The sequence below is a fragment of the Pseudoxanthomonas fibrivorans genome, assembly GCF_041464125.1.
Lineage (GTDB): Bacteria > Pseudomonadota > Gammaproteobacteria > Xanthomonadales > Xanthomonadaceae > Pseudoxanthomonas.
The window spans coordinates 42,333-68,276 of the sequence record NZ_JBGNUG010000001.1 but is presented as its reverse complement, the minus strand read 5'-3'; the positions used below and the strand labels follow the sequence as shown (position 1 = coordinate 68,276).

General features: G+C 70.2%; 23 protein-coding genes and 1 pseudogene. 6 read left to right on the top strand and 18 right to left on the bottom strand.

The genetic code is table 11. The features are described from left to right. Positions 1–37: 37 nt before the first annotated feature. The 4 genes from folC to ACA089_RS00370 form a co-directional block, all read right to left on the bottom strand. On the bottom strand, positions 38–1,321 hold the full coding sequence (folC, locus tag ACA089_RS00385; protein WP_372012346.1) for a bifunctional tetrahydrofolate synthase/dihydrofolate synthase: 1,284 nt from the start codon (positions 1,319–1,321) through the stop codon (positions 38–40). Beyond that, on the bottom strand, positions 1,318–2,196 hold the full coding sequence (locus ACA089_RS00380) for a TonB family protein (protein ID WP_372012344.1): 879 nt from the start codon (positions 2,194–2,196) through the stop codon (positions 1,318–1,320). Before ACA089_RS00380 ends, folC begins: the two co-directional genes overlap by 4 nt. A gap of 16 nt (positions 2,197–2,212) precedes the next feature. Continuing rightward, positions 2,213–2,857, bottom strand: a complete 645-nt coding sequence (locus ACA089_RS00375; protein ID WP_372012343.1) for a histidine phosphatase family protein — start codon at positions 2,855–2,857, stop codon at positions 2,213–2,215. 168 nt (positions 2,858–3,025) lie between these two features. Further along, complete coding sequence (locus ACA089_RS00370; RefSeq protein ID WP_372012342.1) at positions 3,026–5,191, bottom strand: S46 family peptidase; 2,166 nt, start codon at positions 5,189–5,191, stop codon at positions 3,026–3,028. A 143-nt stretch (positions 5,192–5,334) separates the two neighbouring features. Here ACA089_RS00370 and tdh point away from each other — a divergent pair, with 143 nt between their 5' ends. Next, complete coding sequence (tdh, locus tag ACA089_RS00365; RefSeq protein WP_372012340.1) at positions 5,335–6,369, top strand: L-threonine 3-dehydrogenase; 1,035 nt, start codon at positions 5,335–5,337, stop codon at positions 6,367–6,369. 75 nt (positions 6,370–6,444) lie between these two features. Here tdh and ACA089_RS00360 read toward each other — a convergent pair whose 3' ends face one another. The 7 genes and pseudogenes from ACA089_RS00360 to ACA089_RS00330 form a co-directional block, all read right to left on the bottom strand. Further along, positions 6,445–7,140 (bottom strand): TorF family putative porin, encoded by a 696-nt coding sequence (locus ACA089_RS00360; protein WP_372012338.1) that lies wholly within the window; start codon positions 7,138–7,140, stop codon positions 6,445–6,447. Positions 7,141–7,326: 186 nt separating this feature from the next. After that, positions 7,327–8,367, bottom strand: a complete 1,041-nt coding sequence (locus ACA089_RS00355; protein WP_372012336.1) for a sulfate/molybdate ABC transporter ATP-binding protein — start codon at positions 8,365–8,367, stop codon at positions 7,327–7,329. Positions 8,368–8,379: 12 nt separating this feature from the next. Beyond that, positions 8,380–9,255 (bottom strand): annotated as a pseudogene (gene cysW / locus ACA089_RS00350) (sulfate ABC transporter permease subunit CysW); the annotation flags it as partial. 91 nt (positions 9,256–9,346) lie between these two features. Continuing rightward, on the bottom strand, positions 9,347–10,246 hold the full coding sequence (gene cysT, locus ACA089_RS00345; RefSeq protein WP_372012335.1) for a sulfate ABC transporter permease subunit CysT: 900 nt from the start codon (positions 10,244–10,246) through the stop codon (positions 9,347–9,349). Further along, the gene (locus ACA089_RS00340; RefSeq protein ID WP_372012333.1) at positions 10,243–11,253 is read right to left on the bottom strand and encodes a sulfate ABC transporter substrate-binding protein; all 1,011 of its coding nucleotides are present in this window, start codon (positions 11,251–11,253) and stop codon (positions 10,243–10,245) included. Before ACA089_RS00340 ends, cysT begins: the two co-directional genes overlap by 4 nt. A gap of 27 nt (positions 11,254–11,280) precedes the next feature. Beyond that, positions 11,281–12,306, bottom strand: coding sequence for a sulfate ABC transporter substrate-binding protein (locus tag ACA089_RS00335; RefSeq protein ID WP_372012332.1), 1,026 nt, complete (start codon positions 12,304–12,306; stop codon positions 11,281–11,283). A 26-nt stretch (positions 12,307–12,332) separates the two neighbouring features. Then, a complete protein-coding gene (locus ACA089_RS00330; RefSeq protein ID WP_372012330.1) occupies positions 12,333–13,787 on the bottom strand; it encodes an OprO/OprP family phosphate-selective porin in 1,455 nt (484 codons plus the stop codon). Positions 13,788–13,961: 174 nt separating this feature from the next. On the opposite strand from ACA089_RS00330, the gene kbl reads away from it, so the two are divergent. After that, a complete protein-coding gene (kbl, locus tag ACA089_RS00325) occupies positions 13,962–15,161 on the top strand; it encodes a glycine C-acetyltransferase (protein WP_372012329.1) in 1,200 nt (399 codons plus the stop codon). Positions 15,162–15,204: 43 nt separating this feature from the next. On the opposite strand, the gene ACA089_RS00320 is transcribed toward kbl, so the two are convergent. The 4 genes from ACA089_RS00320 to ACA089_RS00305 form a co-directional block, all read right to left on the bottom strand. Further along, positions 15,205–15,552, bottom strand: coding sequence for a hypothetical protein (locus ACA089_RS00320; RefSeq protein ID WP_372012327.1), 348 nt, complete (start codon positions 15,550–15,552; stop codon positions 15,205–15,207). 91 nt (positions 15,553–15,643) lie between these two features. After that, entirely contained in the window at positions 15,644–16,444 is an 801-nt protein-coding gene (locus tag ACA089_RS00315; RefSeq protein ID WP_372012325.1) for a pseudouridine synthase, read from the bottom strand. Positions 16,445–16,452: 8 nt separating this feature from the next. After that, positions 16,453–16,953 carry a hypothetical protein gene (locus ACA089_RS00310; protein ID WP_372012323.1) on the bottom strand — a complete coding sequence of 167 codons (501 nt, stop codon included), beginning with the start codon at positions 16,951–16,953 and terminating at the stop codon, positions 16,453–16,455. Positions 16,954–17,107: 154 nt separating this feature from the next. Further along, positions 17,108–18,190, bottom strand: coding sequence for an OmpA family protein (locus ACA089_RS00305; protein ID WP_372012321.1), 1,083 nt, complete (start codon positions 18,188–18,190; stop codon positions 17,108–17,110). A 317-nt stretch (positions 18,191–18,507) separates the two neighbouring features. On the opposite strand from ACA089_RS00305, the gene ACA089_RS00300 reads away from it, so the two are divergent. The 4 genes from ACA089_RS00300 to ACA089_RS00285 all read left to right on the top strand — a co-directional run bounded on the left by ACA089_RS00300 (position 18,508) and on the right by ACA089_RS00285 (position 23,198). Continuing rightward, positions 18,508–19,527, top strand: coding sequence for a zinc-binding alcohol dehydrogenase family protein (locus ACA089_RS00300; RefSeq protein ID WP_372012320.1), 1,020 nt, complete (start codon positions 18,508–18,510; stop codon positions 19,525–19,527). Positions 19,528–19,606: 79 nt separating this feature from the next. After that, the gene (locus ACA089_RS00295) at positions 19,607–21,655 is read left to right on the top strand and encodes an oxidoreductase (protein ID WP_372012319.1); all 2,049 of its coding nucleotides are present in this window, start codon (positions 19,607–19,609) and stop codon (positions 21,653–21,655) included. Positions 21,656–22,015: 360 nt separating this feature from the next. Beyond that, on the top strand, positions 22,016–22,471 hold the full coding sequence (locus tag ACA089_RS00290; protein WP_372012317.1) for a cell wall hydrolase: 456 nt from the start codon (positions 22,016–22,018) through the stop codon (positions 22,469–22,471). A gap of 115 nt (positions 22,472–22,586) precedes the next feature. Then, positions 22,587–23,198, top strand: a complete 612-nt coding sequence (locus ACA089_RS00285) for a glutathione S-transferase family protein (protein ID WP_372012316.1) — start codon at positions 22,587–22,589, stop codon at positions 23,196–23,198. 39 nt (positions 23,199–23,237) lie between these two features. Here ACA089_RS00285 and ACA089_RS00280 read toward each other — a convergent pair whose 3' ends face one another. The 3 genes from ACA089_RS00280 to prpB are packed head-to-tail and all read right to left on the bottom strand — an operon-like array spanning position 23,238 to position 25,901. Then, positions 23,238–23,768, bottom strand: coding sequence for a hypothetical protein (locus ACA089_RS00280; RefSeq protein ID WP_372012315.1), 531 nt, complete (start codon positions 23,766–23,768; stop codon positions 23,238–23,240). A gap of 38 nt (positions 23,769–23,806) precedes the next feature. Beyond that, positions 23,807–24,958: a bifunctional 2-methylcitrate synthase/citrate synthase gene (gene prpC / locus ACA089_RS00275; protein ID WP_372012314.1), complete on the bottom strand. Its 1,152-nt coding sequence runs from the start codon at positions 24,956–24,958 to the stop codon at positions 23,807–23,809. Positions 24,959–25,013: 55 nt separating this feature from the next. Next, the gene (gene prpB / locus ACA089_RS00270) at positions 25,014–25,901 is read right to left on the bottom strand and encodes a methylisocitrate lyase (protein WP_372012313.1); all 888 of its coding nucleotides are present in this window, start codon (positions 25,899–25,901) and stop codon (positions 25,014–25,016) included. Between the last annotated feature and the right edge of the window lie 43 nt (positions 25,902–25,944).

The following is a 25,944-nucleotide window of genomic DNA, read 5'->3' as shown; positions in this document are numbered from 1 at the left end:
GGCGGCAATTATAGGACGCGATCGCGCAGCCGGACCGTCAACGGCCTGAACGCATCGTCGTGATCGCGGCGGCGGCGGTATGGAAGGACCCGAACACCAGCACGCGGTCTCCGGGGACGGCCTCTGCCACGGCACGCCGCAGCGCGTCGGCCACGCCCGCGTCGCGGCTGCCTGCGTCGGCGACGGTCCCGGCCAGGCGCGCGGCGAACGCGTCCACGCCCTGGCCCCGCGCGGCATCCTCCAGGCCGGCCAGGTGCCAGCGGGCCACGCCGCTGCCCAGCGCGGCCACCATCGTCGCGGCGTCCTTGTCGGCCAGCGCGGCGAACACCACCGCCGTCGCGCCCGCCGCCGGATGCGCGGCCAGCCAAGCGCCGAGCTCGCGCGCGGCCTGGGGATTGTGGGCCACGTCGACCACCACCTCGATGCCGTCGCGTTCGAAGCGTTGCAGGCGACCGGGCAGGCTCGCGGCGGCCACCCCGGGCGCGAACGCCGCGTCGGACGGCGGCTGCGGCAGTGCGCGCAGGGCGGCGATCGCGGTGGCGGCATTGCCCCGCTGGGCCGGCGCGGAAAGCTGCGGCGCCGGCAGCAGCAGTTCGGCGCCGACCTCGCGCCAGCGCCAGTGCGACGCGTCCACCGGCTCGTGGAAGAAATCGCTGCCCAGGCGGATGGCATTGGCGCCGATCGCGTAGGCATGGCGCAGCACGCTGGAGGGCGGATCGACCTCGCCCAGCACCAGCGGTTTCCAGGCCCGGGCGATGCCGGCCTTCTCGCGGCCGATCGATTCGCGATCGCTGCCGAGCCAGTCGGTGTGGTCGATGTCGACGGTAGTGATGACGGCCACGTCCGCATCGACCAGGTTCACCGCATCCAGCCGACCGCCCAGCCCCACTTCCAGCACCGCCAGGTCCAGGCGGCTGCGCTGGAACAGCCACAGCGCCGCCAGCGTGCCGTATTCGAAGTAGGTCAGCGGGGTGCCTCCGCGCACCGCCTCGACTGCGGCGAAGGCCTCCCCGAGCGCTTCGTCGGACGCGTCCTCCCCGCCGATGCGCACGCGCTCGTTGTAACGCAGCAGGTGCGGCGAGGTGTAGGCGCCGACCGTCCAGCCGCCGGCACGCGCGATGGCCTCGATGAAGGCCACCGTCGAACCCTTGCCGTTGGTGCCGGCGACGGTGATGACCTGCGCGGCGGGCCGTTCCAGCCCCAGCCGCCCGGCCACCTCGCGCACGCGCCCAAGGCCCATCGCGATGGCGCTGGGATGCTGGTGCTCGATGAAGGCGAGCCAGTCCTGCAGCTGGGCGCCCTGCTCCGGCATGTTCCTCATGGCACGGCTCCGGCGGAAGGAGGCACAGGATACGGCCCGCCCATCCGCTGCCGACGTGCCCCGCCACGCGCGATCCGCTCGCGGACCGCGGTGCACCGCTGCGGGGGGCCCTCGCACAGCATGCTCTGGACCATCCAGCTGCGTTCGGCGTCACCCACCATCCTGCGACGCACCAGCACCCGCGTGTCGTCCGGAAGCGGGGGCGAGAGCACCCACTCGCTGTACCCCTCCTCGTCACGCAGCACGTGCAGCGCCGCCGCGTCCGCAGACGGATCGCGGGTGCGGAAGCCGTGGCGCTCCAGCATCGCCGCCGCCTGGTCAATGGTCTCCACGCCGATCGGGCAATCGTCGTCGACCACGTCCGGAACGAAGCCGCGGGCGTCGGCGGGCGGCCGCGCGGCCTGGCCCGAGCGTCTCCGCTCGAACCAGGCATCGCGGGTGCGTCCCGTGGTCCGGCCGAGCGCGTAATGCGGCGGGATCTCGAACGTGACCGGTTGCAGCGCTTCAGAGGCCACGTCCCGCCCTTTGGCGGTGGCGGGTGTGTAACGCCAGCCCGCCGCGGCCGCGGCCAATGCGGTCAGGTCCAGCAGGTCGACTCCCGACGAGCGCTCGATCGCCACCCGGGCCGGCATTCCGTGCTTGTCGATGACCAGGCGCAAGATCACGGTGCCGCCCTGGCCACGCCGGTAGAGATCGTCCGACGGCCATTCGATCGCGGTCTGCTGCGGCCAGGGCGGGCTGTCGACGTCGGCGACCGGCACCACCTTGTCTCCGCCCCCTGCGATCATCACCAGGCGCTGCACATCCCCGCCGGTGGTCCCGGCCAGCGTGATGGACTGGAATGCCAGCGCAAGGATCCAACCCGGCATCCACATGTCGACCTCCCGCCGGCTACAGCGCGCGGTGCTTGGCCTCGCCGAAGAACGGGGTGTGGTGGGCGCAGTCGTTCAGTCGCACCACTTCCAGGCTCTCCACGTCCGGGCCTTCGAGCAGGTTGAGCGTGGTCGGCGCCTGGCGGAAGGTCCACAGCTTGCCGATCGGCAGGCCGAGGATCCGGCACAGCAGCACGCGGTTGACCGCGTCGTGCGCGACCAGCAGCAGGGTGTCGTCGTCGCCCAGGCCTTCGCTGGCGCGGGCCAGGCCGCGCCAGGAACGGTCCAGCACCTGGCGCAGCGATTCGCCGCCGGGCATCAGCACCGTGTCCGGTTCCTCGCGCCAGGCGCGCAGTCGCGCCGGATCCTTCTCGCCGATCTCGCCGGCCAGCAGGCCTTCCCACTCGCCGTGGGCGATCTCCTGCACTTCCGGTTCCAGCTGCAGCATCGACGCGCGCGACTCGCCAAGCGCGAGCTCGGCGGTGCGGCGCGCGCGCGACAGCGGCGAAGCGACCGCGCGGGTGATCGGCACGTCGCGCAGGCGCTCGCCCAGCGCGCGGGCCTGGGCTTCGCCCACCGGCGAAAGCGGAATGTCGATCTGGCCCTGGTAGCGGCCTTCGGCGTTCCACGGCGTTTCGCCATGGCGGGCAAGCAGGATGCGCATGAAGTCCCCGGTGTGACGGATCCCGGCCGGCGCGGCACGGGGGGCGAATCATAACCCGCCGGGTGCGCTCCCGCCCTCGCGGCCTGCAACGTCGTTCGGTAACCGCGGCAACGGAAAAGGGCGCCGGCAGCGGCCGGCGCCCTTCCAGGATACCCGCGCTTCGAAGGATCAGCGTGCCGGCGCGACGCCCATCTCGCGGAGCAGCTGCGGCGCCGGGAACACCTCCTGCATGATCCAGCGCATGTAGCGCTGGTCGACCGAGATCATCCGGGTCATGGCCGGATCGAACACCCAGTTGGAGGCCACCGACTCCCAGTTGCCGTCGAAGGCCAGGCCGACGAGGCGGCCGTTCGCGTCGAGCACCGGCGAACCGGAATTGCCGCCGGTGATGTCGAGGTCGGACAGGAAGTTCACCGGCACCGACCCCAGCCGCTCGTCGGCCAGGCCGCCGTGGCGCTTCGCCGCGACCGCGTCCAGCAGCGCCTTGGGCGAGTCGAACGGATCCGCGCCGGTTTCCTTGGCGGCCACGCCTTCGAGCGTGGTGAACGGCGTGTACTTCACGCCGTCGCGCGGCACGTAGCCCTTGACGTTGCCGAAGGTGATGCGCAGCGAGAGGTTCGCGTCCGGATAGACGAACTCGCCCTGGCTTTTCTTGTAGTCGGCCAGCGCCTGCAGGAACACCGGACGCGCCGCCAGGTTCTCGCCGGCTCGGGTCTTGCGCTCCTGTTCCAGCGAGAGCAGGGTCGGCATCACCGCCACCGCGTACTGGATCGCCGGGTCGGTACTGGCCTCGAACGCGGCGCGATCGGCCGACAGCCACTTCAGGCGCTCCTCGGTGCTGCCCAGCCGGGTCCCGGCCAACCGGTCGAGCGCGCGCTTGACCGCCTTGGCATCGTTGCCGCCGAGCCACTGGTCGATCGCGGCCACGCGCTGGCCGGCCGGCAGCTTGAGGTATTCGTTGAGCCAGTACTCCTGCAGCTGGCGGTCCATCGCCGCCACGTAGCGGCGCTCCAGCTGCTTCAGGCCGCCCTCGATCGCCGGCAGGTCGCGGTCCTGGTAGCCGGACTCGCGCTCGGCGTTGGGCTTGCCGCGTTCGATCGACAGGCGGTACAGCTGGGTGGCCGCGCCGAGCACGGCGGTGTTGTTGAACATCGCCAGGGCCAGGTCGCGTTCGCGCGTGGCCCGGGACTGCTCGAGCAGCGCGACCAGCCTGGCGTGCGCGTCGAGCGCGCTGGCGCCTTGCGCGCCCTGCCCCTTCAGCCAGCCCAGCACCGCCGCTTCCTCGGCATGCTTCTGCCCCGCCGCGTCGATGCGCTTGAAGCCTTCGAGCTGGCCTTCGTAATTCTTGCTGGTGTTGTTCCAGCCGGCCATGGTGTTCGCATAGCGGACCTGGATTTCCGGGTCCTGCTTGCCCGCCACCTCGACCATGGCGATCTGGTTCTTGTAGTGGCGCGCGATGGTCGGATAGGTCCACTGCGCGGTGTTGTCGAACTCGGCCGCCAGCGCGTAGCGGTTGGTCGAGCCGGGATAGCCGGCGACCATCACGAAGTCGCCTTCGCCCAGCGGCTCGTCGGCGATCTTCAGCCAGCGCTTGGGCTTGAACGGCACGTTGTCGGCCGAGTACGCGGCCGGCTTGCCGTCCTTGCCGACATAGGCGCGATAGAAGGCGAAGTCGCCGGTGTGGCGCGGCCACATCCAGTTGTCGATGTCGCCGCCGAACTTGCCGACGCTGCCCGGGGGTGCGTACGCCAGGCGCACGTCCCGGATCTCGAGGTTCTTGAACAGGCGGTAGGTGTTGCCGCCGGAGAAGCTGTAGAGGCGGCACCGGAAACCGGCCTCGGCCTCGCATTCGGCGATCAGCTTCTTCTCGAACGCTTCCAGCGCCTTCGTCCGGGCCAGCGCATCGGTGCCCGCCGACGCGATCGCCGCCCTGGCGTCCTTCGTCACGTCGGTGATTTCGTCGAGCACGAACACCCGCGCGTTCGGGCCGGCACTGACCTCGGCCGCCGGTGTCGGCGCATTGAAACCGTTGCGGATCAGGTTGTTCTCGGGCGTCGAATTGAGCTGGATCGCGCCGTAGGCGCAATGGTGGTTGGTCACCACCAGGCCGTCCGGGGACACGAAGCTGGCGGTGCAGCCGCCCAGTGCCACCACCGCGCCCATCGGGTCGCCGGTCAGGTCCGACAGCTGCTGCGGGGACAGCTTCAGGCCGGCCTGCTTGAGCGGGCCGGCGATCTCCGGCAGCTGCTGCGGGACCCACATGCCCTCGCCCGCGCGGGCGGCGGGGACGGCGAGCACGGCCAGGAGGGAAGCGGTCAGCAGGCTGGGGCGCATCGGCACGGTTCCAGTTGAAAGGATTTCCGATTCTAGCGGCCGCCCGGCCGGCGCCGGCCCATGACCTTCGGCAGGGTCCCCGGCGCGAGGCGATGGTTTCCCGGGCAACCTATAATGGATCCTTTCCCGCCAGGCCCACCACGATGTCCGCAACCATGAAGGCGCTGGTCAAGCGCGAAGCCGCCAAGGGCATCTGGCTGGAAGAGGTGCCGGTCCCCCGGCCGGGACCGAACGAGGTGCTGATCAAGGTCGAGAAGACCGCGATCTGCGGCACCGACCTGCACATCTACCTGTGGGACGACTGGAGCCAGCGCACGATCAGGCCGGGCCTGGTGATCGGCCATGAGTTCGTCGGCCGCGTCGCCGAGCTGGGCCCGGGCGTGTCCGGCTACAAGGTCGGCCAGCGCGTGTCGGCCGAGGGCCACATCGTCTGCGGCCACTGCCGCAACTGCCGCGGCGGGCGTCCGCACCTGTGCCCGCACACGGTCGGGATCGGGGTCAACCGGGATGGCGCGTTCGCCGAGTACATCGTGATGCCGGCCTCCAACCTGTGGCCGATCCCCGACCCGATCCCTTCGGAGCTGGCCGCGTTCTTCGACCCCTACGGCAACGCCGCGCACTGCGCGCTGGAGTTCGACGTGGTCGGCGAGGACGTGCTGATCACCGGCGCCGGCCCGATCGGGATCATTGCCGCCGGCATCTGCAAGCACATCGGCGCGCGGAACGTGGTCGTCACCGACGTCAACGACTTCCGCCTGAAGCTCGCGGCCGACATGGGTGCCACCCGGGTGGTCAATGTCGCCAACCAGTCGCTCAAGGACGTGATGGCCGACCTGCACATGGAAGGCTTCGACGTCGGCCTGGAGATGAGCGGCAATCCGCGCGCGTTCAACGACATGCTCGAATGCATGTACCACGGCGGCAAGATCGCCATGCTCGGGATCATGCCCAAGGGCGCCGGCTGCGACTGGGACCGGATCATCTTCAAGGGCCTGACCGTGCAGGGCATCTACGGCCGCAAGATGTACGAGACCTGGTACAAGATGACCCAGCTGGTGCTGTCGGGCTTCCCGCTCGGCAAGGTGCTGACCCACCAGCTGCCGATCGACGAATTCCAGCATGGCTTCGAGCTGATGGAACAGGGCAAGGCCGGCAAGGTCGTGCTGAGCTGGACCTGATCCCGGGCGAGCGGGCAAAAGAAAAAGGCGCCCTCCGGCGCCTTTTTCTTCGTCCGGCATCGCCGGCCCGGCAGGTCAGTTGCCGATGGTGAGGGTCAGCACGACGCGGTCGTCGGCGAGGTCGCTGAAGATGTCCTTGCCGCTGCCGTCGGTACCGACGTAGGCCAGCCCCGCGGTGAACAGGCCCCAGCTGCGGTTCACGCCGATGTTCCAGTCGACGTAGTCGTCGCCCAGCGCGTCGTCGGTCATGTTGTAGCCGACGCCGGCGCTGAGGCCGAATTCGTTCGGCAACTCCCAGCTGCCGCCGGCGTTGAAGTACCACGCATCCTCGTCGGTGCCACCGAAGTCGTTGCTGTAGGCCACGGTCAGCGCGTAGGTGTCGACGAACGTGGTCTTGGTGATCAGCTCGTTGAAGTTCAGCCCGCCCGCGTCCGGGTACATGTAGCGGTTGACCATGACGTCGAAGTTGACCGCGTCGCTGAAATCGACGTTGTAGCCGACGAAGCCGTCGATCTCGACGCTCGGGTCGCCCGGGCCGAAGTCCACGCCCGAACCCCAGGTGCCGACATAGAAGCCGGAATCGTGCGAATAGGTGACGCCCGCCTGCAGGGTCGGGTCCTCGTCGGTCTGGGACACGCCGCGCCACACGTAGTCGGAGACACCGGCGACGGACCAGGTGAACGGCGATTCCTCGGCGTCCTGCGCGAAAGCGGCGAACGGAAGGGCGGACAGCACAACGGCGAGCGAAGCGGCGAGCTTGAACGGCTTCATCCTGGATCTCCTGTCGGTGGGGGGCTGCTGCGGGCGGGACCGGGGGCGCGTTACGCGAACACGCTCACGGCTTCACAAATAATTAACCCGCCTGATACTGCGATGCAACATCGCCCACCGTCAAGTGGCGGACGCCCGGGGACCCGGCCCCTGTCCGCCCAGGACATCCAGCGGACATACGACCCCTCACGCCGCTGGAAATGCCCCGAACCGAACGGGCAGCAGCCCGACCCTGCTGCCTGGCGGATGGGTGCCTTCGGCCTCCACCGGCAACTCCACCTCGACCTCGCCGTGCTCCTCGCCATGCAAGCGCGCACGCACGCGCAGCCGCGGCCCGCTGCGCTGGCTGCCCACCACGGTCGCCTCCCAGCCGCCCTCGGCGATCTTGAGGTCTTCAGGACGCACATACAGGTCCAGCTCGCCCTCGCCGGCGCCGATCCCGGCGGCGGGCAACGCCAGCCCGGCGACTTCGATGCGGTCGCCATTGCGGCGTCCGCGCAACCGGTTCACCGCGCCGACGAAGGAATACACGAACGGCGACGACGGCCGGTCGTAGGCTTCCGCCGGCGTGGCCAGCTGCTCGATCCGTCCCCGGTTGAGGATCGCCACGCGGTCGGCCAGTTCCAGTGCCTCTTCCTGGTCATGGGTGACGAACACCGTCGTCAGCCCGGTGCGCTCGTGCAGCTGGCGCAGCCAGCCGCGCAGGTCGCGTCGCACCTGGGCGTCGAGCGCGCCGAACGGCTCGTCCAGCAGCAGCACGCGCGGCTCGATCGCCAGCGCGCGCGCCAGCGCCACCCGCTGGCGCTGGCCGCCGGACAGCTGCGCCGGATAGCGCCCGCCCAGGCCTTGCAGCTGCACCAGCGACAGCAGTTCCTCCACCCGCGCGGCGATCTTCGCCGCCGGCCAGCGTTCAGGCCCCCGCCGGACCTTCAGCCCGAAGCCGATGTTGTCGGCCACGGTCAGGTGCCGGAACAGCGCGTAGTGCTGGAACACGAACCCCACCTTGCGTTCCTGGACGCTCAGCTGGGTGGCATCCTCGCCGCCGAACAGCACGCGCCCGCCGTCCGGATGCTCCAGGCCGGCGATCACGCGCAGCAGCGTGGTCTTGCCCGAACCCGAGGGCCCCAGCAGCGCCAGCAGTTCGCCCTTCCTTACCTCCAGGTCGATGCCGTCCAGCGCGGCGAATGTGCCGAAGCGCTTGTGCAGGTGTTCGATGCGGATGCCCATGTCGTCTCGTCCTCAGTGGCGGTGGTTGGCGGCCAGCGACTCGCCGTGGCGCCACTCCAGCCAGGTCTTCAGCACCAGGGTCACCAGTGCGCTCAGGGCCAGCAGCGACGCGGCGGCGAACGCGGCGCTGTAGGCGTACTCGTTGTAGAGGATCTCCACGTGCAACGGCAGCGTGTTGGTGCGTCCGCGGATATGGCCGGACACGACCGATACCGCGCCGAACTCGCCCATCGCGCGCGCGCCGCACAGCAGCACGCCGTACAGCAGCGCCCAGCGGATGTTGGGCAGGGTCACGCGCCAGAACGTCTGCCAGCCGGTGGCACCCAGGCTCAGCGCCGCCAGCTCCTCGTCCGCGCCCTGCTGCTCCATCAGCGGCATCAGTTCGCGGGCGATGAACGGGAAGGTCACGAAGATCGTGGCCAGCACGATGCCCGGCAGGGCGAAGATGACCTTCGGCAGCTGCAGGTGGACCTCGCCCAGCAGCGGCAGCGACAGCCGCCAGCCCTCGTCCACCAGCGGATAGGCCCAGCCCTGCGCGCCGAAGATCAGCACGAAGACCAGGCCGGCCACCACCGGCGAGACCGCGAACGGCAGGTCGATCAGCGTCACCAGCCAGCGCTTGCCCGGGAACTCGTGCTTGGATACCGCCCACGCCGCGGCGACGCCGAACACCAGGTTGAGCGGCAGCACGATGCCGGTGACCAGCAGGGTCAGCTTCACCGCCGCCAGCGCATCCGGTTCGCTGACCGCGCGCAGGAACGCCTGCACGCCGCCACGCAGCGCCTCGGTGAACACCAGCACCAGCGGCAGCAGGAGGAAGGAGAGCAGGAACAGCAACGCGGCGCCGATCAACAGCCACTGCACCCAGCGCGGCTCGGTGGTGGGCGAAGCGTGGCGGACCGCGCTGCGCGCCTGCCCCGGCACCACGCCTGTTTCCACCGGACTGGCGGAGAGGACGCCGCCCGCGACATCGACCATGTCAGCCTCCTCCCCTGCGTTCGCCGCGCGCGATGCGCGCCTGCAGGGTATTGATCAGCAGCAGCAGCGCGAACGACAGCAGCAGCATCGCCGCCGCGATGGCCGTGGCGCCCGCGTAATCGAATTCCTCGAGCTTGATCGTGATCAGCAGCGGCGCGATCTCCGACACCTGCGGGATGTTGCCGGCGATGAAGATCACCGACCCGTACTCGCCCACCCCGCGGGCGAAGGCCAGGGCGAACCCTGCCAGCACCGCCGGCCACAGCGCGGGCAGCACCACGCGGCGCACGGTCTGCCAGCGACCGGCGCCGAGGGTGGCGGCGGCTTCCTCCAGCTCGCGCTCGACTTCGGCCAGCACCGGCTGCACGACCCTCACCACGAACGGCAGGCCGATGAATACCAGCGCCACGGTGATGCCCAGCGGGGTATAGGCGACCTTGATCCCGACCGCCTCCAGCCAGCGGCCGATCCAGCCGTTCGGCCCATACAGCGCGGTCAGGGCGATGCCGGCCACCGCGGTGGGCAATGCGAACGGCAGGTCGATCATCGCGTCGAACAGGCGCCGGCCGGGAAAGCGGTAGCGCACGAACACCCACGCCACCAGCGTACCCATCACCGCATTGAACGCGGCGGCCGCCAGCGCGGTGCCGAAGCTGATCTTCAGCGCCGCCAGCACGCGCGGCTCGGTCCATATCCGCCACAGGCCTTCGGGGCCCAGCTGGGCGGAATGCACGAACAGGCCGACCAGGGGGATGAGCACGATCAGGCCCAGCCAGGCCATGGTGTAGCCCAGGCTCAAGCCGAAACCCGGGACCACGCGACGCCGGCGGCCACGCACGGGCACGCCGCCCGGAGGCGGCGCGCTGCGTGCATCGAGTTCGAGAGCGGTACTTCGGGTCATCGTTGCGAGTAGATCCGGTCGAACACGCCGCCGTCGGCGAAGTGCCGCTTCTGCGCCTGGGGCCATCCGCCGAAGGCCGCCTCCACGCTGAAGACGTTGAGTTCCGGGAAAGCGGCCGCATGCCGCCTGAGCACGGCATCATCCACCGGGCGCAGGTAATTTTTCGCGAAGATCTCCTGCGCGGCCGCGCTGTAGTGGTACTGCAGGTAGGCGTTGGCGAGTCCGGCGGTGCCGTGCTTCGCCGCCACCCGGTCGACCACCGCGACCGGGTTGTTGGCGCGCACCGTCAGCGAAGGCACGACCACCTCGTAGTCGGCGGCCCCCAGTTCGGCCCGGAGCAGCGCGATCTCGTTCTCGAAGGTCAGCAGCACGTCGCCGATGCCCCGCTGCACGAACGTGCTGGTGGCACCGCGGCCGCCGGTATCGAGCACCGGCACGTTGGCGAACAGCTTGCGCACGTAGGCCTCGCCGGCCGCATCGGCGCCGCCGCCGGCACGCCGGGCCCACTCCCAGCCGGCCAGGTAGCTGTAGCGTCCGTTGCCCGAGGTCTTCGGGTTGGGCAGGATCACCGCCACCCCGGGCCGTACCAGGTCGCCCCAGTCGCGGATCCCCTTCGGGTTGCCCTTGCGCACGAGGAACAGGATCGCCGACCACGACGGCGCGCTGGCGTTGGGCAGGCGCCCGGCCCAGCCCGGGGGCAGCAGGCCGGCCCTGGCGACCTGGTCGATGTCCAGCGGGTTGTTCATGGTGAGCACGTCGGCCTCCAGCCCGTCGATCACCGCGCGGGCCTGCTTGCTCGAGCCGCCATGGGACTGGGCGATGGTGACCGTCCTGCCGGTTTCGCCGCGGTAGTGCGCGACGAACGCCGGGTTGAGGTCCCGGTAGACGTCCCGCGCGACGTCGTAGGACGCATTGAGCAGCTCGACGTCGGCGGCGCTGGCATTGCCGGCCGCCAGCGCCAGCGCCACCGTCGCCATCCATCGCGACCACTTGCCCGTTCGTGCCATCTGCGTGCTCCGTCGAGGGTCAGCCGGTCACTTCTTCGCCTGCAACTGGTCGAATTCGCCGCCATCGGCGAAGTGCTTCTTCTGCGCCGCGGCCCAGGAGCCGAACACCCCTTCGATGGTCACCAGCTCCACCTTCGGGAAGCGCGCGACGTCGGCCGGGTCCGCGTGCTGCGGATGGCGCGGGCGGTAGTAGTGCCTGGCCGCGATGCGCTGCCCTTCGGGCGAGTACAGGTACTGCAGGTAGGCCTGCGCGACCTCGCGGGTGCCGTGCTTGTCGACGTTCCTGTCGACCAGCGCCACCGGTGGCTCGGCCAGGATCGACAGCGAGGGCACGACGATGTCGAACTTGTCCGGACCCAGTTCCTCGATCGAGAGGAATGCCTCGTTCTCCCAGGCCAGCAGCACGTCGCCGATGCCGCGCTGGACGAACGTGGTGGTCGCGCCGCGCGCGCCGGTGTCGAGCACCGGGACGTTGCGGAACAGCGCGGTGACGAAGTTGCGGGTCTTGGCTTCGTCGCCCTTGAAGATCTTCAGGCCGTAGGCCCAGGCGGCGAGGTAGTTCCAGCGCGCGCCACCGGAGGTCTTCGGGTTGGGCGTGATCACCGACACGCCCGACTTGAGCAGGTCCGGCCAGTCGCGGATGCCCTTCGGGTTGCCCTTGCGCACCAGGAACACGATCGTCGAGGTGTAGGGCGCGCTGTTCTCCGGCAGGCGCTTCTGCCAGTTGGCCGGGAACAGCTTGGCGCGCTCGGCGATCGAATCGACGTCGTAGGCCAGCGCAAGGGTGACGACGTCGGCTTCCAGCCCGTCGATCACCGCGCGGGCCTGCTTGCCCGACCCGCCATGCGAGGTCTCGATCGCGACCTTCTGGCCCTTGGTCGCCTGCCAGTGCTTGGCGAAGGCCTCGTTGAAGTCGCGGTACAGCTCGCGGGTGGGGTCGTAGGACACGTTGAGCAGCTGCGCGTCCTTGGCCACCGCCCCCAGCGCGAGCACCAGGCCGAAGGTGGCGGCCGCCACGCGGAACGCGAGCCAGCGACGGGTACGGATGTTCATGTGCATCGCTCCGGTTGTGGTGGGGATCAGAACGCGACCTGCAGCCGCGTGAATACCGCCTTCTCGGTCGCACGGTCGGCGCCGCCGGCGGCACCGCCGTCGAAACCGGTCTGCAGGTAGTTGGCGACGAGCTTCAGGTTGCTGTTGAGGTACCAGTTGACGCCGACCGTCCACGACTGCGCGCTGCGCGCGGCCAGCGCCGGGTCGGCGAACAGCGGGAAGGCGCCGTCGTCGACGTCCAGTTCGCCATAGCGCCCGACCAGCTCCCACGCGCCCCAGCCGCCCTTGCCGGGGCTGAACGGGCTGGAGGGCTTGGCCACGCCGCGGTAGCTCGCGTCCTCGCCGGTCAGCACCCAGCTGATGGTGGCCTGCCAGGCGGTGTTCTCGAGTTCGGCGGAGGTGGCGCCCACGCGCAGCTCCTGCGCCGACTCGATGTACTCGGCCAGCAGGCCGAAGCTGTTGCGGTAGAAGTAGCCCTGCGGCGACCAGCGCGTGCGCCGGCCGTCGGCCGCGACCGCGGCGCGGTAATTGAAGAACTGCACCTGGCCGGGCGTGCGGTAGCGCGGCAGGAAGTTGTTGCCGGTGCCCTCGGTGTCGCCGACGCTGCCGCCGATGCCGAAGCCCAGCCCGGACCAGAAGTTCGCGTCGTTCCTGAAGGGCTCGAAGAACAGGCGGCCGGCGTACTCGAATTCGTTGTCCGGGTTGGTGGTGACCGCATCGCGTCCGTCGACCGTGCCGTTGAAGACGCCGATGCCGTAGCTGACGGTGCCCTTGGCCAGCTCGCCCTGCAGCTGCGCGCCGATGTCGCGGTTGGGCGCCAGCTCGCTGGGCAGCGCGCGCTCGATCGCCGACAGTGCCGAGGACGACTCCAGCCGCTCGAGGCCGACCGGCGAGGTGAACTTGCCGAGCCGCACCGTCGCCGCGGGCGAGAACTTCAGGTCGGCGTAGGCGTCGACGATGCTGGCGCTGTCGCCCGCGAACTCGGGGGTGAAGCGGTAGCCCACCCACTTGCCCAGGGTGCCTTCGATCGTCGGCCGCGCGGTGCGCAGCAGGAAGGTGTCGTAGGTACCGGCCGGTTCGCCGGCGCTGAAGAAGCGGCCGTCGCCCTGCAGCAGGCCGCGGATCTTGACCTCGTAGTCGCCGTTGGCCGACTTGAGGGAGGCGCCCTTGTCGTTGACGGCCACCACCGCGGCTTCCTTCTCCCGCGCCACGCGCGCTTCTTCCTGCAGCTCCAGGTTCCGTTCGAGCACCCGCAGGCGCTGGTCCAGCGCGGCCACGTCCGGCGCCTGACCGTCGGCGGACGCCTGCGGGGCCGTCGCACCCAGGCGCTGTTCGAGCGCCTCCAGCCGGCGCTGCAGCTCCTCGACCGTCGGCGTGCCCTGGGCGAAGGCCGGGCCCGCCAGGACGAGCGCGATCGCGCCTGCCAGCCAGTACCGCGGCGGCGTGGCGGTGCCGCGTTCTGCATTGCCTCGGTGGTGCATGTGCGCTTCCCCATGGGTCGGGCCGGAGTTGGCCGTGGGGAGATAGTCCCTATTCAGCTTGTCGGCGGGAAATGAATAAGGCGCCGGAGCTTATAGCCGATACGCATGAGCAAGGCATGCCTGGCGCGAGCGGGTAAACTTGCGCTTTTCCCTTTGCCCGCAAGGATTTGAGCCATGTCCGACGCCGCCCTGGCCCGCTACGCCACGCAGCTGGAAACCCTCCGCGGGCAAGGCCTGTTCAAGTCCGAACGGATCATCACCAGCCCGCAGTCGGCCCGCATCACCCTCGAAGACGGCCGTGAAGTCCTGAACTTCTGCGCCAACAACTACCTGGGCCTGGCCGACCACCCCGAGGTGATCGCCGCCGCCAAGGAGGCGCTGGACTCCCATGGCTTCGGCATGGCCTCGGTCCGCTTCATCTGCGGCACCCAGGACCTGCACAAGCAGCTCGAGCGGACCATCGCCGGGTTCTTCGGCACCGAGGACACGATCCTCTACGCGGCCTGCTTCGACGCCAACGGCGGCCTGTTCGAGCCGCTGCTGGACGAGCACGACGCGATCATCTCCGACGCGCTCAACCACGCCTCGATCATCGACGGCGTGCGCCTGTGCAAGGCCAGGCGCTACCGCTACGCCAACTGCGACATGGCCGACCTGGAGAAGCAGCTGCAGCAGGCCCGCGCCGACGGCGCCCGGACGATCATGGTCACCACCGACGGCGTGTTCTCGATGGACGGCTTCATCGCCCCGCTCGACCAGATCACCGCGCTGGCGAAGAAGTACGACGCGCTGGTCCACATCGACGAATGCCATGCCACCGGCTTCCTCGGCGCCAGCGGCCGGGGCTCGGCCGAGGTCAAGGGCGTGATGGACAGGATCGACATCTTCACCGGCACCCTGGGCAAGGCGATGGGTGGCGCCCTGGGCGGCTTCACCACGGCCCGCGCCGAGATCGTCGAGCTGCTGCGCCAGCGCTCGCGCCCGTACCTGTTCTCGAATTCGCTGCCGCCCCACGTGGTCGCCGCGGGCATCAAGGCCTTCGACATGCTGGCCTCGGCCGGCGAGCTGCGCGCGCGGCTTCAGGACAACACCACCTATTTCCGCGAGCGCATGGGTGCGGCCGGTTTCGACATCAAGCCGGGCGTGCACCCGATCTGCCCGGTGATGCTGTACGACGCGCCGCTGGCGCAAAGGTTCGCCCAGCGCCTGCTCGAGGAAGGCGTCTACGCGATCGGCTTCTTCTTCCCGGTCGTGCCGCAGGGGCAGGCGCGCATCCGCACCCAGATGAGCGCGGCGCATACGCGCGAGCAGCTGGACGTGGCGATCGATGCCTTCACCCGGATCGGCCGCGAACTGGGCGTCATCCCGGGCTGAGCCCAAGCAACCCCGGTTGCGGAACGGGCGAAGTGCTCTTCGCTCAGTCGCGCGACGGCTTCGGTGCGGGAGCCGCGGCCGCGGCGACCTTCTTCGCCGGCCTGGGCTTGGGCTTCGCCTTGGCGCTGGCCTTGCCGTCGCCACCCGGGGCGCCCTTGCCCTTGGCCACGTGCAACCCGTTGGCCTTCATCCAGGCCTCGAAGTCGTCCGCGCTCATCTTCTTGCCATGCTGGGTCATGTCGAACCGGTAGCCGTGCGGCCCCTTCTTCGCGGCCACCGGCTGCTTGGCCGGGACGGCCCGCGCGGCCTTGTGCTGCGCGCCCGCGCAGGCGGCCAGCCCGGCTACCGCCGCGCCCAGAACGAATGCCCTCAGTACCTGTGTCCCCAACATGGCGCAGCTCCCCGCGTGCCCTGGATGTGCCGGAGTCTAGGGGCAAAACGCCCGGGCAAAACGTGCGGCAGTGCGTACTTGCCGCCGAAAGTCAGGGCGCGCTGCGCGTCGGCGGGGCCAGCGCCCGGCACTCGGCCTCGTCCAGGACACGCCAGGCGCCCTTCGCCAGCGTGCCCAGTACAACCCCGCCGATGGCCACGCGCACCAGCCGCAACACCTGTACATCGAACGCGGCAAGAAGGCGCCGGATCTGGCGATTGCGCCCCTCGTCCAGCACGATCTGCAGCCATGCATTCCGGGTGCCGGCGCGCAGAATCGCGGCCGACTTCGCCCGCAGCCGCCCCCCGGCGTCGTCCGGCACGCCCTCGCACAGGCCGAGCAGCAGCGCCTCGTCCGGAATGCGGTCGATCTGCACGTGGTAGGTCTTGTCCGGGCCACGGTCCGGATCCAGCACCGCGGCGGCCCACGCGGGGTCGTTGCTGAAAAGCAGAAGTCCCTCGCTGGCCTTGTCCAGCCGGCCGACGGGCGCCAGCCACGGCAGTGCGGCATCGTCCAGGCAACGGTAGACGGTGTCGCGGCCGCGTTCGTCGCGCGTCGTCGTGACGAGTCCGCGCGGCTTGTTGAGCATCACGTAGCAGCGTTCGGGAGGCAGCGCGGCGGCGGCGCCCTCGACGCGGACCCGGCGCATTCCATCATGCAGCGGAAATTCGGGGTCGCGGACCACCTGGCCGTCGACCCGGACGCGTCCCTCGCGGATCCACGTGGCCGCTTCGGTGCGCGAGCACAGGCCGGCCTTTGAAAGCACGCGCGCCAGCCCGTGACGCGGCGTGCCCCGCACGCCCGACGCCGGGCGGGTGGATGACGCGGCTGGACGGGAGGTCTTCCCGCCCATCGGGGATCTCAGTCCTTGGCCGGCGGCGTGGCCGGCGCCGGCGCGGCGGCCGGCTGGGCGGCGGGCTTGCCGGTCGCCACGCGTGCGCCCTTGGACTTCATCCACGCGTCGAACTCGTCGGCGGTCATGCGCTTGCCGCCCTGGGTCATGTTGAAGCGCCAGGGCGTGTTGTCGAACTCGGTCTTGGGCTTGTAGGCCGCCGGATCATTCGGGTTCGCCGCGGCAGGCGCCGCGGGCAGCGCGCGGGCGACGTTGCGGCAGCCTTCGATGCGCAAGCGCAACAGCACGCGGTCGAGCGACTGCGACGGATCGACGACGGGGGCCAGCACGCCGCTCGGCATGCCGAGTTGCGAGGTGCGCGAACCCAGTTCGGCGGCGACGGGCGCGGCGACCGTGGCGGGCAGCGGCAATGGCGCCTGCACCATGGGACCGGAGCAGTTGGCGGCGGCGATCGCGGCAGCCGGGACATAGGCGAGGGCGATCAGGCCGGCAGCGACGAATGCGCGCATCGAACGACTCCTGTAATGGTCGCGAGGAGTGTAGGCAGCGGTCACGGGCGATTCAAGGACGCAGGGCGCAAAAACGCCGTGATACGCGCGGCTCCACGGAAAAAAACAAGGCCCGGCAGATGCCGGGCCTTGTGGTCTTGCGCTTGGCGTCCGATCAGTTCTGGACGTTCAGCTCGGTACGACGGTTGGTCTCGTTCTTGCAGCCCGGCAGGGTCTGCGGGGTCGGCTCCAGCGGACGGCTCTCGCCGTAACCCACCGGACCGGCCAGACGCGAGGTGTCGATGCCGTTGCTGGTCAGGTAGTCGTACACCGCCTTGGCGCGACGCTCCGACAGCTTCTGGTTGTAGTCCTCGGCACCGCACAGGTCGGTGTGACCGGCCACTTCAACCTTCAGCTGCGGATAGCGGCGCAGGATCTCGGTGGCTTCGCCCAGGATGGACAGCGCGTCCGGACGCAGGGTGGCCTTGTCGAAGTCGAAGTTGACGCCCTTCAGGTCGATCGACACCGGGACCGGGCAGCCGTCCGGACCCACGACGGTGCCGGCGGTGGTGCCCGGGCACTTGTCGTCGCAGTTGTTGACGCCGTCGCCGTCGTCATCCAGGTCGGCGCAGCTCGGCGCGGCCGGCGGCGGGGCAACCGGGGCAGCCGGCGGCGGGCCCAGCGGGATCACCAGGCCGATCGAGGCGAGGATGTCGCCGAACCAGTCTTCGCTCGGGGCGTTGACGCTGCGGTCGTCGAAGTCGGCGCGGTACGCCACTTCGGCACGCACGGCGACGCGCTGGTCGAAGGTGGTCTGCAGGCCCAGGCCGACCTTGGCAGCCAGGTTGCCGTCCTCGCGCTGCTGCGGCGAGTCCGGGTTCGGGAAGGCGTCCCACTCTTCCTCGGCCTGCTGGTAGCCGACGCCGAACAGGAAGTACGGGTTGTACTCACGGCCTTCCTGCAGCCAGAAGCGGCGGAAGTCCAGCGACACGCCGTACTGGCTCCAGTTCAGGTTCCGGTTGCTGTTGAGGCCCGGGTTCTGGTGGTTCAGCTCGGCATCGATCGACCAGTTCGGGCTGACGAACTTGCCGATGCCCAGGCCCAGGTACGGAACGTCTTCGGTGCCACGGCCGCTGTCCTGGAAGTTGAAGCCCGCCGAACCGGTCAGGTACCAGCGGTCATCGAACTCCTGCGCGGAAGCCGCCTGCGCGACGGCCAGGCCGCCAAGCAGTGCAGCGGTCAGAAGTTTCTTGTTCATCTCATCTAGCTCCTTGCTGATTCGGGGGTGAAGAAACCGTGTTGCCTCAGGTCACTACAGATGCCCACTTTCACGAATTTTCCGGCGGACATCCCTGACGGCCGTTCTGCACGTCGTCCCGCGAAAGCCTAGGCGGGAGGAGGTGAAGACGGTGTTAACAGTACCATAACATGTGAAAACCGTCGATCCGTCGGCACTTTCACGCATTCCATGTGGCTCCGCAAGCGCCTTTGTGCTTACGCGCGCGGGCCTGCGAGCCGTGCCTGCGGGCGCCCCGGGCCCGGCATACTCCCCTTCGGCAAACCCGAGGAGAACGCATGAAGGCCGTCGCCCTGACCCGGTACCTGCCCATCCAGGACCCGTCCTCGCTGGAAGAGGTCTCCCTGCCCCGGCCTGCCCCCGGCCCCCGCGACCTCCTGGTCCGCGTGGAAGCGGTTTCGGTCAATCCGGTGGACGCCAAGCTGCGCGCGCCCAAGCCGCAGGTCGAGCCAGCTCCACGCGTGCTGGGCTTCGACGCCGCCGGCGTCGTGGAAGCCGTCGGCGACGAGGTGGTGCTGTTCCAGCCCGGGGACGAGGTCTACTACGCCGGCGACGTGACCCGTCCGGGCTGCAACGCCGAGTACCAGCTGGTCGACGAGCGCCTGGCCGGCGCCAAGCCGACCACCCTGGATTTCGCCGAAGCCGCGGCCCTGCCGCTGACCACCATCACCGCCTGGGAACTGCTGTTCGAGCGCATGCCGTTCGACTTCGACGCCGAAGGCAACAGCCGCAGCCTGCTGGTGGTCGCCGGGGCCGGCGGCGTCGGTTCGATCGCGATCCAGCTGGCCCGGTGCGCGGGCTTCCAGGTCATCGCCACCGCCTCGCGTGCCGAAAGCGCCGACTGGTGCCGGCGGATGGGCGCCGACCACGTGGTCGACCATCGCCAGCCGCTCGCCCCCCAGCTGCAGGCCCTGGGCCTGGCCTCGGTGGACGCCGCGCTCAACCTGGCCGACACGGACCTCTACTGGGATGCGCTGGGCGAACTCCTCGCCCCGCAGGGGCATGTCGGGTTGATCGTCGAGCCCGCGGGCGCGCTGCGGATCGGCGATCCCTACAAGGCCAAGTGCATCGGCATCCACTGGGAGTTCATGTTCGCCCGCCCCCGCTTCCGCACCGACGACATGATCCGCCACCACCAGATCCTGGGCCGGGTCGGCAGCCTGGTCGAAGCCGGCAAGCTGCGCACGACCCTGACCGAAGTGCTGGGCCCCATCAACGCCGCCAACCTGCGCGAAGCCCATCGCCGCATCGAATCGGGCAGCACGGTCGGCAAGCTGGCGCTGGCGGGCTGGGCCTGACCGACCCGCCCGCCGCACTTGCCGCGGTGGGCGTTTGGCGGGAGGATGCGCCTTCCGTACGCCAGCGTATCCCGCCCGCATGACGCCCGACGCCGCCACTTCCCCGCCACCCGCCTACCCGCACCTGTTCGCGCCGCTGGACCTGGGGTTCACGACCCTGCGCAACCGGGTGCTGATGGGGTCGATGCATACCGGCCTGGAAGACCGCGCCCGGGACTTCCCGAAGCTCGCCGCCTATTTCGCCGAGCGCGCCGCCGGCGGGGCGGGCCTGATCGTCACCGGCGGCTTCGCCCCGAACGTGGCCGGCTGGCTCAAGCCGTTCGGCGGCAAACTGTCCTGGCCCTGGGAAGTGGCCCCGCACCGGCAGGTCACGCGGGCCGTGCACGAACACGGCGCCAAGATCTGCATGCAGCTGCTGCATGCCGGACGCTATGGCTACCACCCGCTGCAGGTCGCGCCGTCGAAACTGAAGGCGCCGATCAATCCCTTCACCCCGCGCGCCCTGTCCGCGCGCGGGGTCGAGCGCCAGATCGACGCGTTCGCCAGCGCCGCCGCCCGCGCCCGCGACGCCGGCTACGACGGCGTCGAGGTGATGGGCTCGGAGGGCTACCTGATCAACCAGTTCACCGCGCCGCGCACCAACCGCCGCGACGATCCGTGGGGTGGCACGCCGGAACGGCGCATGCGCTTCGCGGTGGAGACCGTGCGCCGGGTACGCGAGGCCTGCGGCCCGGACTTCATCCTGGTGTATCGGCTCTCGCTGCTCGACCTGGTCGAGGATGGCAATGCCTGGGAGGAGATCGTCGCCCAGGCCAGGGCCGTGGAGGCCGCCGGCGCGACCGTCATCAATTCCGGCATCGGCTGGCACGAGGCGCGCGTGCCGACCATCGCCACGTCGGTGCCACGCGGCGCCTTCGCGGGGATCACCGCGCGGCTGAAGCCATACGTCTCGCTGCCGCTGGTGGCGGTCAACCGGATCAACATGCCCGAGGTGGCCGAAGGCATCCTCGCCGCCGGCCAGGCCGACATGGTCTCGCTGGCACGGCCGCTGCTGGCCGACCCGGAATGGCCGAACAAGGCCCGCGCCGGCAGGGCGCACGCGATCAACACCTGCATCGCCTGCAACCAGGCCTGCCTGGACCACGTGTTCGAGAACAAGGTCGCCAGCTGCCTGGTCAACCCGCGCGCCGGCCACGAAACCGAACTGCAGTACCGCCCGGCCGCACGCCGCAAGCGCGTCGCGGTGGTCGGCGCCGGACCCGCGGGCCTGGCCTGCTCGACGGTGGCCGCGCAGCGCGGGCACGCGGTGACCCTGTTCGATGCGGCGGCCGAGATCGGCGGCCAGTTCAACCTGGCCAAGCGGATCCCGGGCAAGGAGGAGTTCCACGAGACGCTGCGCTATTTCCGCCATCGCCTGGAGGACACCGGCGTCGAGGTGCGGCTCGGCACCCGCGCGGGCCCGGCCGAGCTGGCCGGCTTCGACGAGATCGTGCTGGCCACCGGGATCGTCCCGCGCCAGGTGGACTTCCCGGGCGCCGACCATCCGAAGGTGGTCAGTTACCTGGACGTGCTTGCCGGGCGGGTGGAGGTCGCCGGGCGCGTGGCCATCATCGGTGCCGGCGGGATCGGCTTCGACGTCGGCGAGTTCCTGGTCCAGGAGGGGGCATCGCCGAGTCTCGACCCGGCCCGCTGGCGCGCCGAATGGGGCGTGGATTTCCACGGCGACACCCGCGGCGGCCTGGTCGCTCCCCGCCCCGAGCCGGCGGCGCGCGAGGTCTGGCTGCTGCAGCGAAGCCCGGGTCGCCCGGGCGCCCGCCTCGGCAAGACCACCGGCTGGATCCACCGGGCCACGCTCAAGGCCAAGGGCGTGAAGATGCTGGGCGGGGTCGAGTACCTGGGCGTCGACGGTGAAGGACTCCATGTCCGGGTGGATGGCGAAGCGCAGCTGATCCCGGCGGGCACTGTCGTCGTCTGCGCCGGCCAGGAACCGCGCCGCGAACTGCAGGCGGAGCTGCAGGCGGCGGGCGTCACCGTGCCGGTCCACCTCATCGGCGGCGCCGATGTGGCGGCCGAACTGGACGCCAAGCGCGCGATCGACCAGGGGAGCCGGCTGGCCGCTGCGCTGTAGCGGCGGCGGCTCCCGCGCGCGGTCGGCCTGGCGGTTCGAAAGCGCTCGGGCGCGAATCCCGGCGCCGGGAAGTCACTGAATACGCGCGGAAAACTTGCGCGGGCTCACGGTTTCACACCCCGTGCCAGCCGGTCCTGTCAAGCCGAAGCGTTCAGTTTCGGTTGGGAAAGCGGCCCCTATCGTGCCGCCACTTTCCCGGTCCGCCCCCTCACTTGGCGGACCCGCCGGCCTCCAGATTCGCCGGCAACCCGGGCGGCCCGTGGTCACCAAGGCCGCCTCCCCATGACGCCCCGCGGCGCAATGCTCGTTCTCCCTTGGAGGCGAGGCTGCCCCCCGCGCAGACGGAGCAAGGAGAAACTGATGAAACTGGCATGGATCCTCTGGCTGTCGCAGCTCCTGCCGCAGCCGGCCGCCGACTCGCTGTGCCTGAGCACCACCGTGTACCTGGAAGCCCGCGACCAGAGCGTGCGCGGCCAGGAAGCCGTCGCCGAGGTGGCCCTGCGCCGCCGTGACAGCGGCCTGTGGGGCGATTCGATGTGCGACGTGGTCACCGCCCGCAAGCAGTTCGCACCGACGATCGTCTCGCCCAACACCCAGCTGGGCAACATGAAGGCCTGGGACCGGTCGATCGATGTCGCCCTGCGCGCCGAGCGCAACTGGGCCCTGCCGGTCGGCGAGCGCCGGGAAATCGTCCCGGGCGCCAGCCACTTCGCCGCCCATGCGATCGCCAACCCGAGCTGGAGCAACGCCTACCAGGTGGCCACCATCGGCGATCACACGTTCTACCGGGTCCAGCGGCTGAAGCCGCGCACCTGAGGGACGCAAGGCGGGCCGGCACGACGGTCCGTTGCGGGCAAGGCACACGCAATGAACGGAGGGCCCGCGATAATCGCGGGCCCTCTCCCTTTCCGGCCGTGGCCGAGGATCCCGCATGAAGCTCTACACCAAGCCCGGCGCCTGCTCGACCGCCGTCCACATCGACCTGGCCTGGACCGGCGCGCCGTTCGAGGTCCAGGTGCTCGACGCCGAGGCGATGAAGGCCCCGGCCTTCCGCGCGCTCAATCCGGCGGGCTCGGTGCCGGTGCTGGTCGACGGCGATTTCGTGCTGACCCAGAACGCGGCCATCGTCGGCTACATCGCCGACCGCCAGCCGCAGGCCGGCCTGGCCGGCGACGGCAGCCCGCGCCAGCGCGCCGAGGCGACCCGCTGGCTGTCCTTCGTCAATTCCGACCTGCACCCGGCGTTCAAGCCGCTGTTCGGACCGGCCATGTTCATCGGGGATCCCGCCCAGCACGACGCGGTCAAGGCCGCCGCCCGCCACCGCCTGCGCGGCCTGTTCGAGACCGCCGATCGCCAGTTGCAGGGCCGCCAGTGGCTGGCCGGCTTCCGCAGCTTCGCCGACCCCTACCTGTACGTGACCCTGCGCTGGGCCGGGCGGGTGGGCGTGGACCTGTCCGGCCTGCAGGCGCTGGCCGCGTTCCGGGAGCGGATGGACGCCGACGACGGGGTGCAGCGCGCGCTCACGGCCGAAGGGCTGGCCTGAAACCGTGCGGGCCTGGCCGGGCGCCGCCCGGCCAGCGCCTCAGGCAGGCTGTTCCAGCGTCCGCTCCCAGTCGGAAGCGAAGCTCTCGCCCTTGCTCTTGGCCAGGGCGGCCCGCAGCTCCGGCAGCAAGGCCTGCAGGGCGCCGGCATCGGTGCAGCGTTCGACCTTCAGCTGCAGGAAGTAGCCGCGCAGGCCCAGGTGGGCCCGCACCGCCTCGCTCATGCGCTCGTACAGCCGCAGGTATTCGGCGGAACGCCCGTTGCCGGCGGCCTTCGGCGCCTCGGCCATGACCACGTTCGGCGGCTGGCTGACCGGTCGCGGTGCGACCGCCCCGGCCAGCGCGGCCGGGTCGAAGCCGGACGGCACCAGCTCGATCAGGCCGTCGGCCAGCAGCGCCTGCAGCGCGTCCTCCGGCGCCTTCATGCCGGCCATCACCTCGCGCAGCTGGGCCAGCGGGCGCTGGCCATCCACCATCAGCAGGACGGTGCGCAGCGGCGGCGAAAGCCGCCGGCCGCGGTTACTGATCTCGTCCCGTCCGGCATCGGTCTTGCGGTAGATCCCCTCGCGCATGGCTCCCCCCGAGCGTCCGCGTGGTCACGTTGTATCCCCTACCCGCGCCGGTCGATCGGGACGAACTCCAGGTTCTCCGGACCGGTGTAGTTGGCGCTGGGCCGGATGATCTTGCCATCAATCCGCTGCTCGATCACGTGGGCGCTCCAGCCCGACGTGCGGGCGATCACGAAAAGCGGGGTGAACATGGCCGTGGGCACCCTCATCATGTGGTAGCTGACCGCGCTGAACCAGTCCAGGTTGGGGAACATCTTCTTGATGTCCCACATCACCGCCTCCAGCCGCTCGGCGATGTCGTACATCTTCATGCTCGACTGCTCGGCGGACAGGTCGCGGGCCACCTGCTTGATGACCTGGTTGCGCGGGTCGCCGACCGTGTACACCGGATGGCCGAAGCCGATCACCACTTCCTTGCGCTCCACCCGCGCCTTGATGTCGGCCTCGGCGTCGTCCGGGCTGTCGTAGCGCTTCTGCACCTCGAAGGCGACCTCGTTCGCTCCGCCGTGCTTGGGCCCGCGCAGCGCGCCGATCGCACCGGCGATGCAGCTGTGCATGTCGCTGCCGGTGCCGGCGATGACCCGGGCGGTGAAGGTCGAGGCGTTGAACTCGTGCTCCGCATACAGGATCAGCGAAGTGTGCATCGCCCGCACCCACGACTGCCGCGGCGGCACGCCGTGCAGCAGGTGCAGGAAGTGGCCACCGATGGAATCGTCGTCCGTCTCCACGTCGATGGCGCGGCCGTTGTGGCTCCAGTGGTACCAGTACAGCAGCATCGAGCCCAGGCAGGCCATCAGCTTGTCGGCGATGTCGCGCGCGCCGGGGTGGTTGTGGTCGTCCTTTTCCGGCGACACGCAGCCCAGGACCGAGACGCCGGTGCGCATCACGTCCATCGGGTGCGCCGAGGGCGGCAGTTCCTCCAGCGCGGCCTTGACCGCCGCCGGGATGCCGCGCAGCGACTTCAGCTTGGCCTTGTAGCCGGCCAGCTCGGCGGCGTTGGGCAGTTTGCCGTGGACCAGCAGGTGGGCGATCTCCTCGAACTCGCTGGTGGTCGCCAGGTCGAGGATGTCGTAGCCGCGGTAATGCAGGTCGTTGCCGCTGCGGCCGACGGTGCACAGCGCGGTGTTGCCGGCCGGCGTGCCGCTCAGGGCGACCGACTTCTTCGGCTTGAAGGTGGCGGTGGTCTCGCTCATCTGGATGCTCCCGTCCGCAATGTGGATCCCTCCCGGTCGGGAAGGACGAAAAAGGCTATTTCTTCGCCGCGAACAGCGCGTCGAGCTTCGACTCGAAGGCGTGGTAGCCGATCCGGTCGTACAGCTCCTCGCGGGTCTGCATGCTGTCGATGACGCCCTGCTGGTGGCCATCGCGGCGGATCGCCTGGTAGACGTTTTCGGCGGCCTTGTTGGCCGCGCGGAACGCCGACAGCGGGAACAGCTGGATCGCCACGCCCGCCGAGGCCAGCTCGTCGCGGGTGAACAGCGGGGTCTTGCCGAACTCGGTGATGTTGGCCAGCACCGGGACCTTCACCGCATCGACGAAGCGCCGGTAGGTCGGCAGGTCGTAGGCGGCCTCGGCGAAGATGCCGTCGGCGCCGGCTTCCACGCAGGCGATGGCGCGTTCGATCGCCGCATCGACGCCGTCCACCGCGATCGCGTCGGTGCGGGCGATCAGGAAGAACGAGGCGTCGGTCTTCGCATCGGCCGCGGCCTTGACCCGGTCGGCCATCTCCCCGGCCGGAACAATCTCCTTGCCCGGGCGATGGCCGCAGCGCTTGGCGCCGACCTGGTCCTCGATGTGGCACGCCGCCGCGCCGGCCTTGATCAGCGACTTGATCGTGCGCTCGATGTTGAACGCGCTCGGGCCGAAGCCGGTGTCGATGTCCACGAGCAGCGGCAGCTCGCACACGTCGGTGATGCGGCGGGTGTCGACCAGCACGTCGTCGAGGGTGTTGATGCCCAGGTCCGGCAGGCCCAGCGAACCGGCCGCCACGCCGCCGCCGGACAGGTAGATCGCGCGATAGCCGGCGCGCTGCGCGAGCAGCGCATGGTTGGCGTTGATCGCGCCGATCACCTGCAGCGGCGATTCGGCGGCGAGCGCGGCGCGGAACTTCGCGCCCGCGGAAGTCGGACTGGACATGGATCGGTTCCTCGGTGCGCAGGGTGCACGCGGCCGGGGCAAT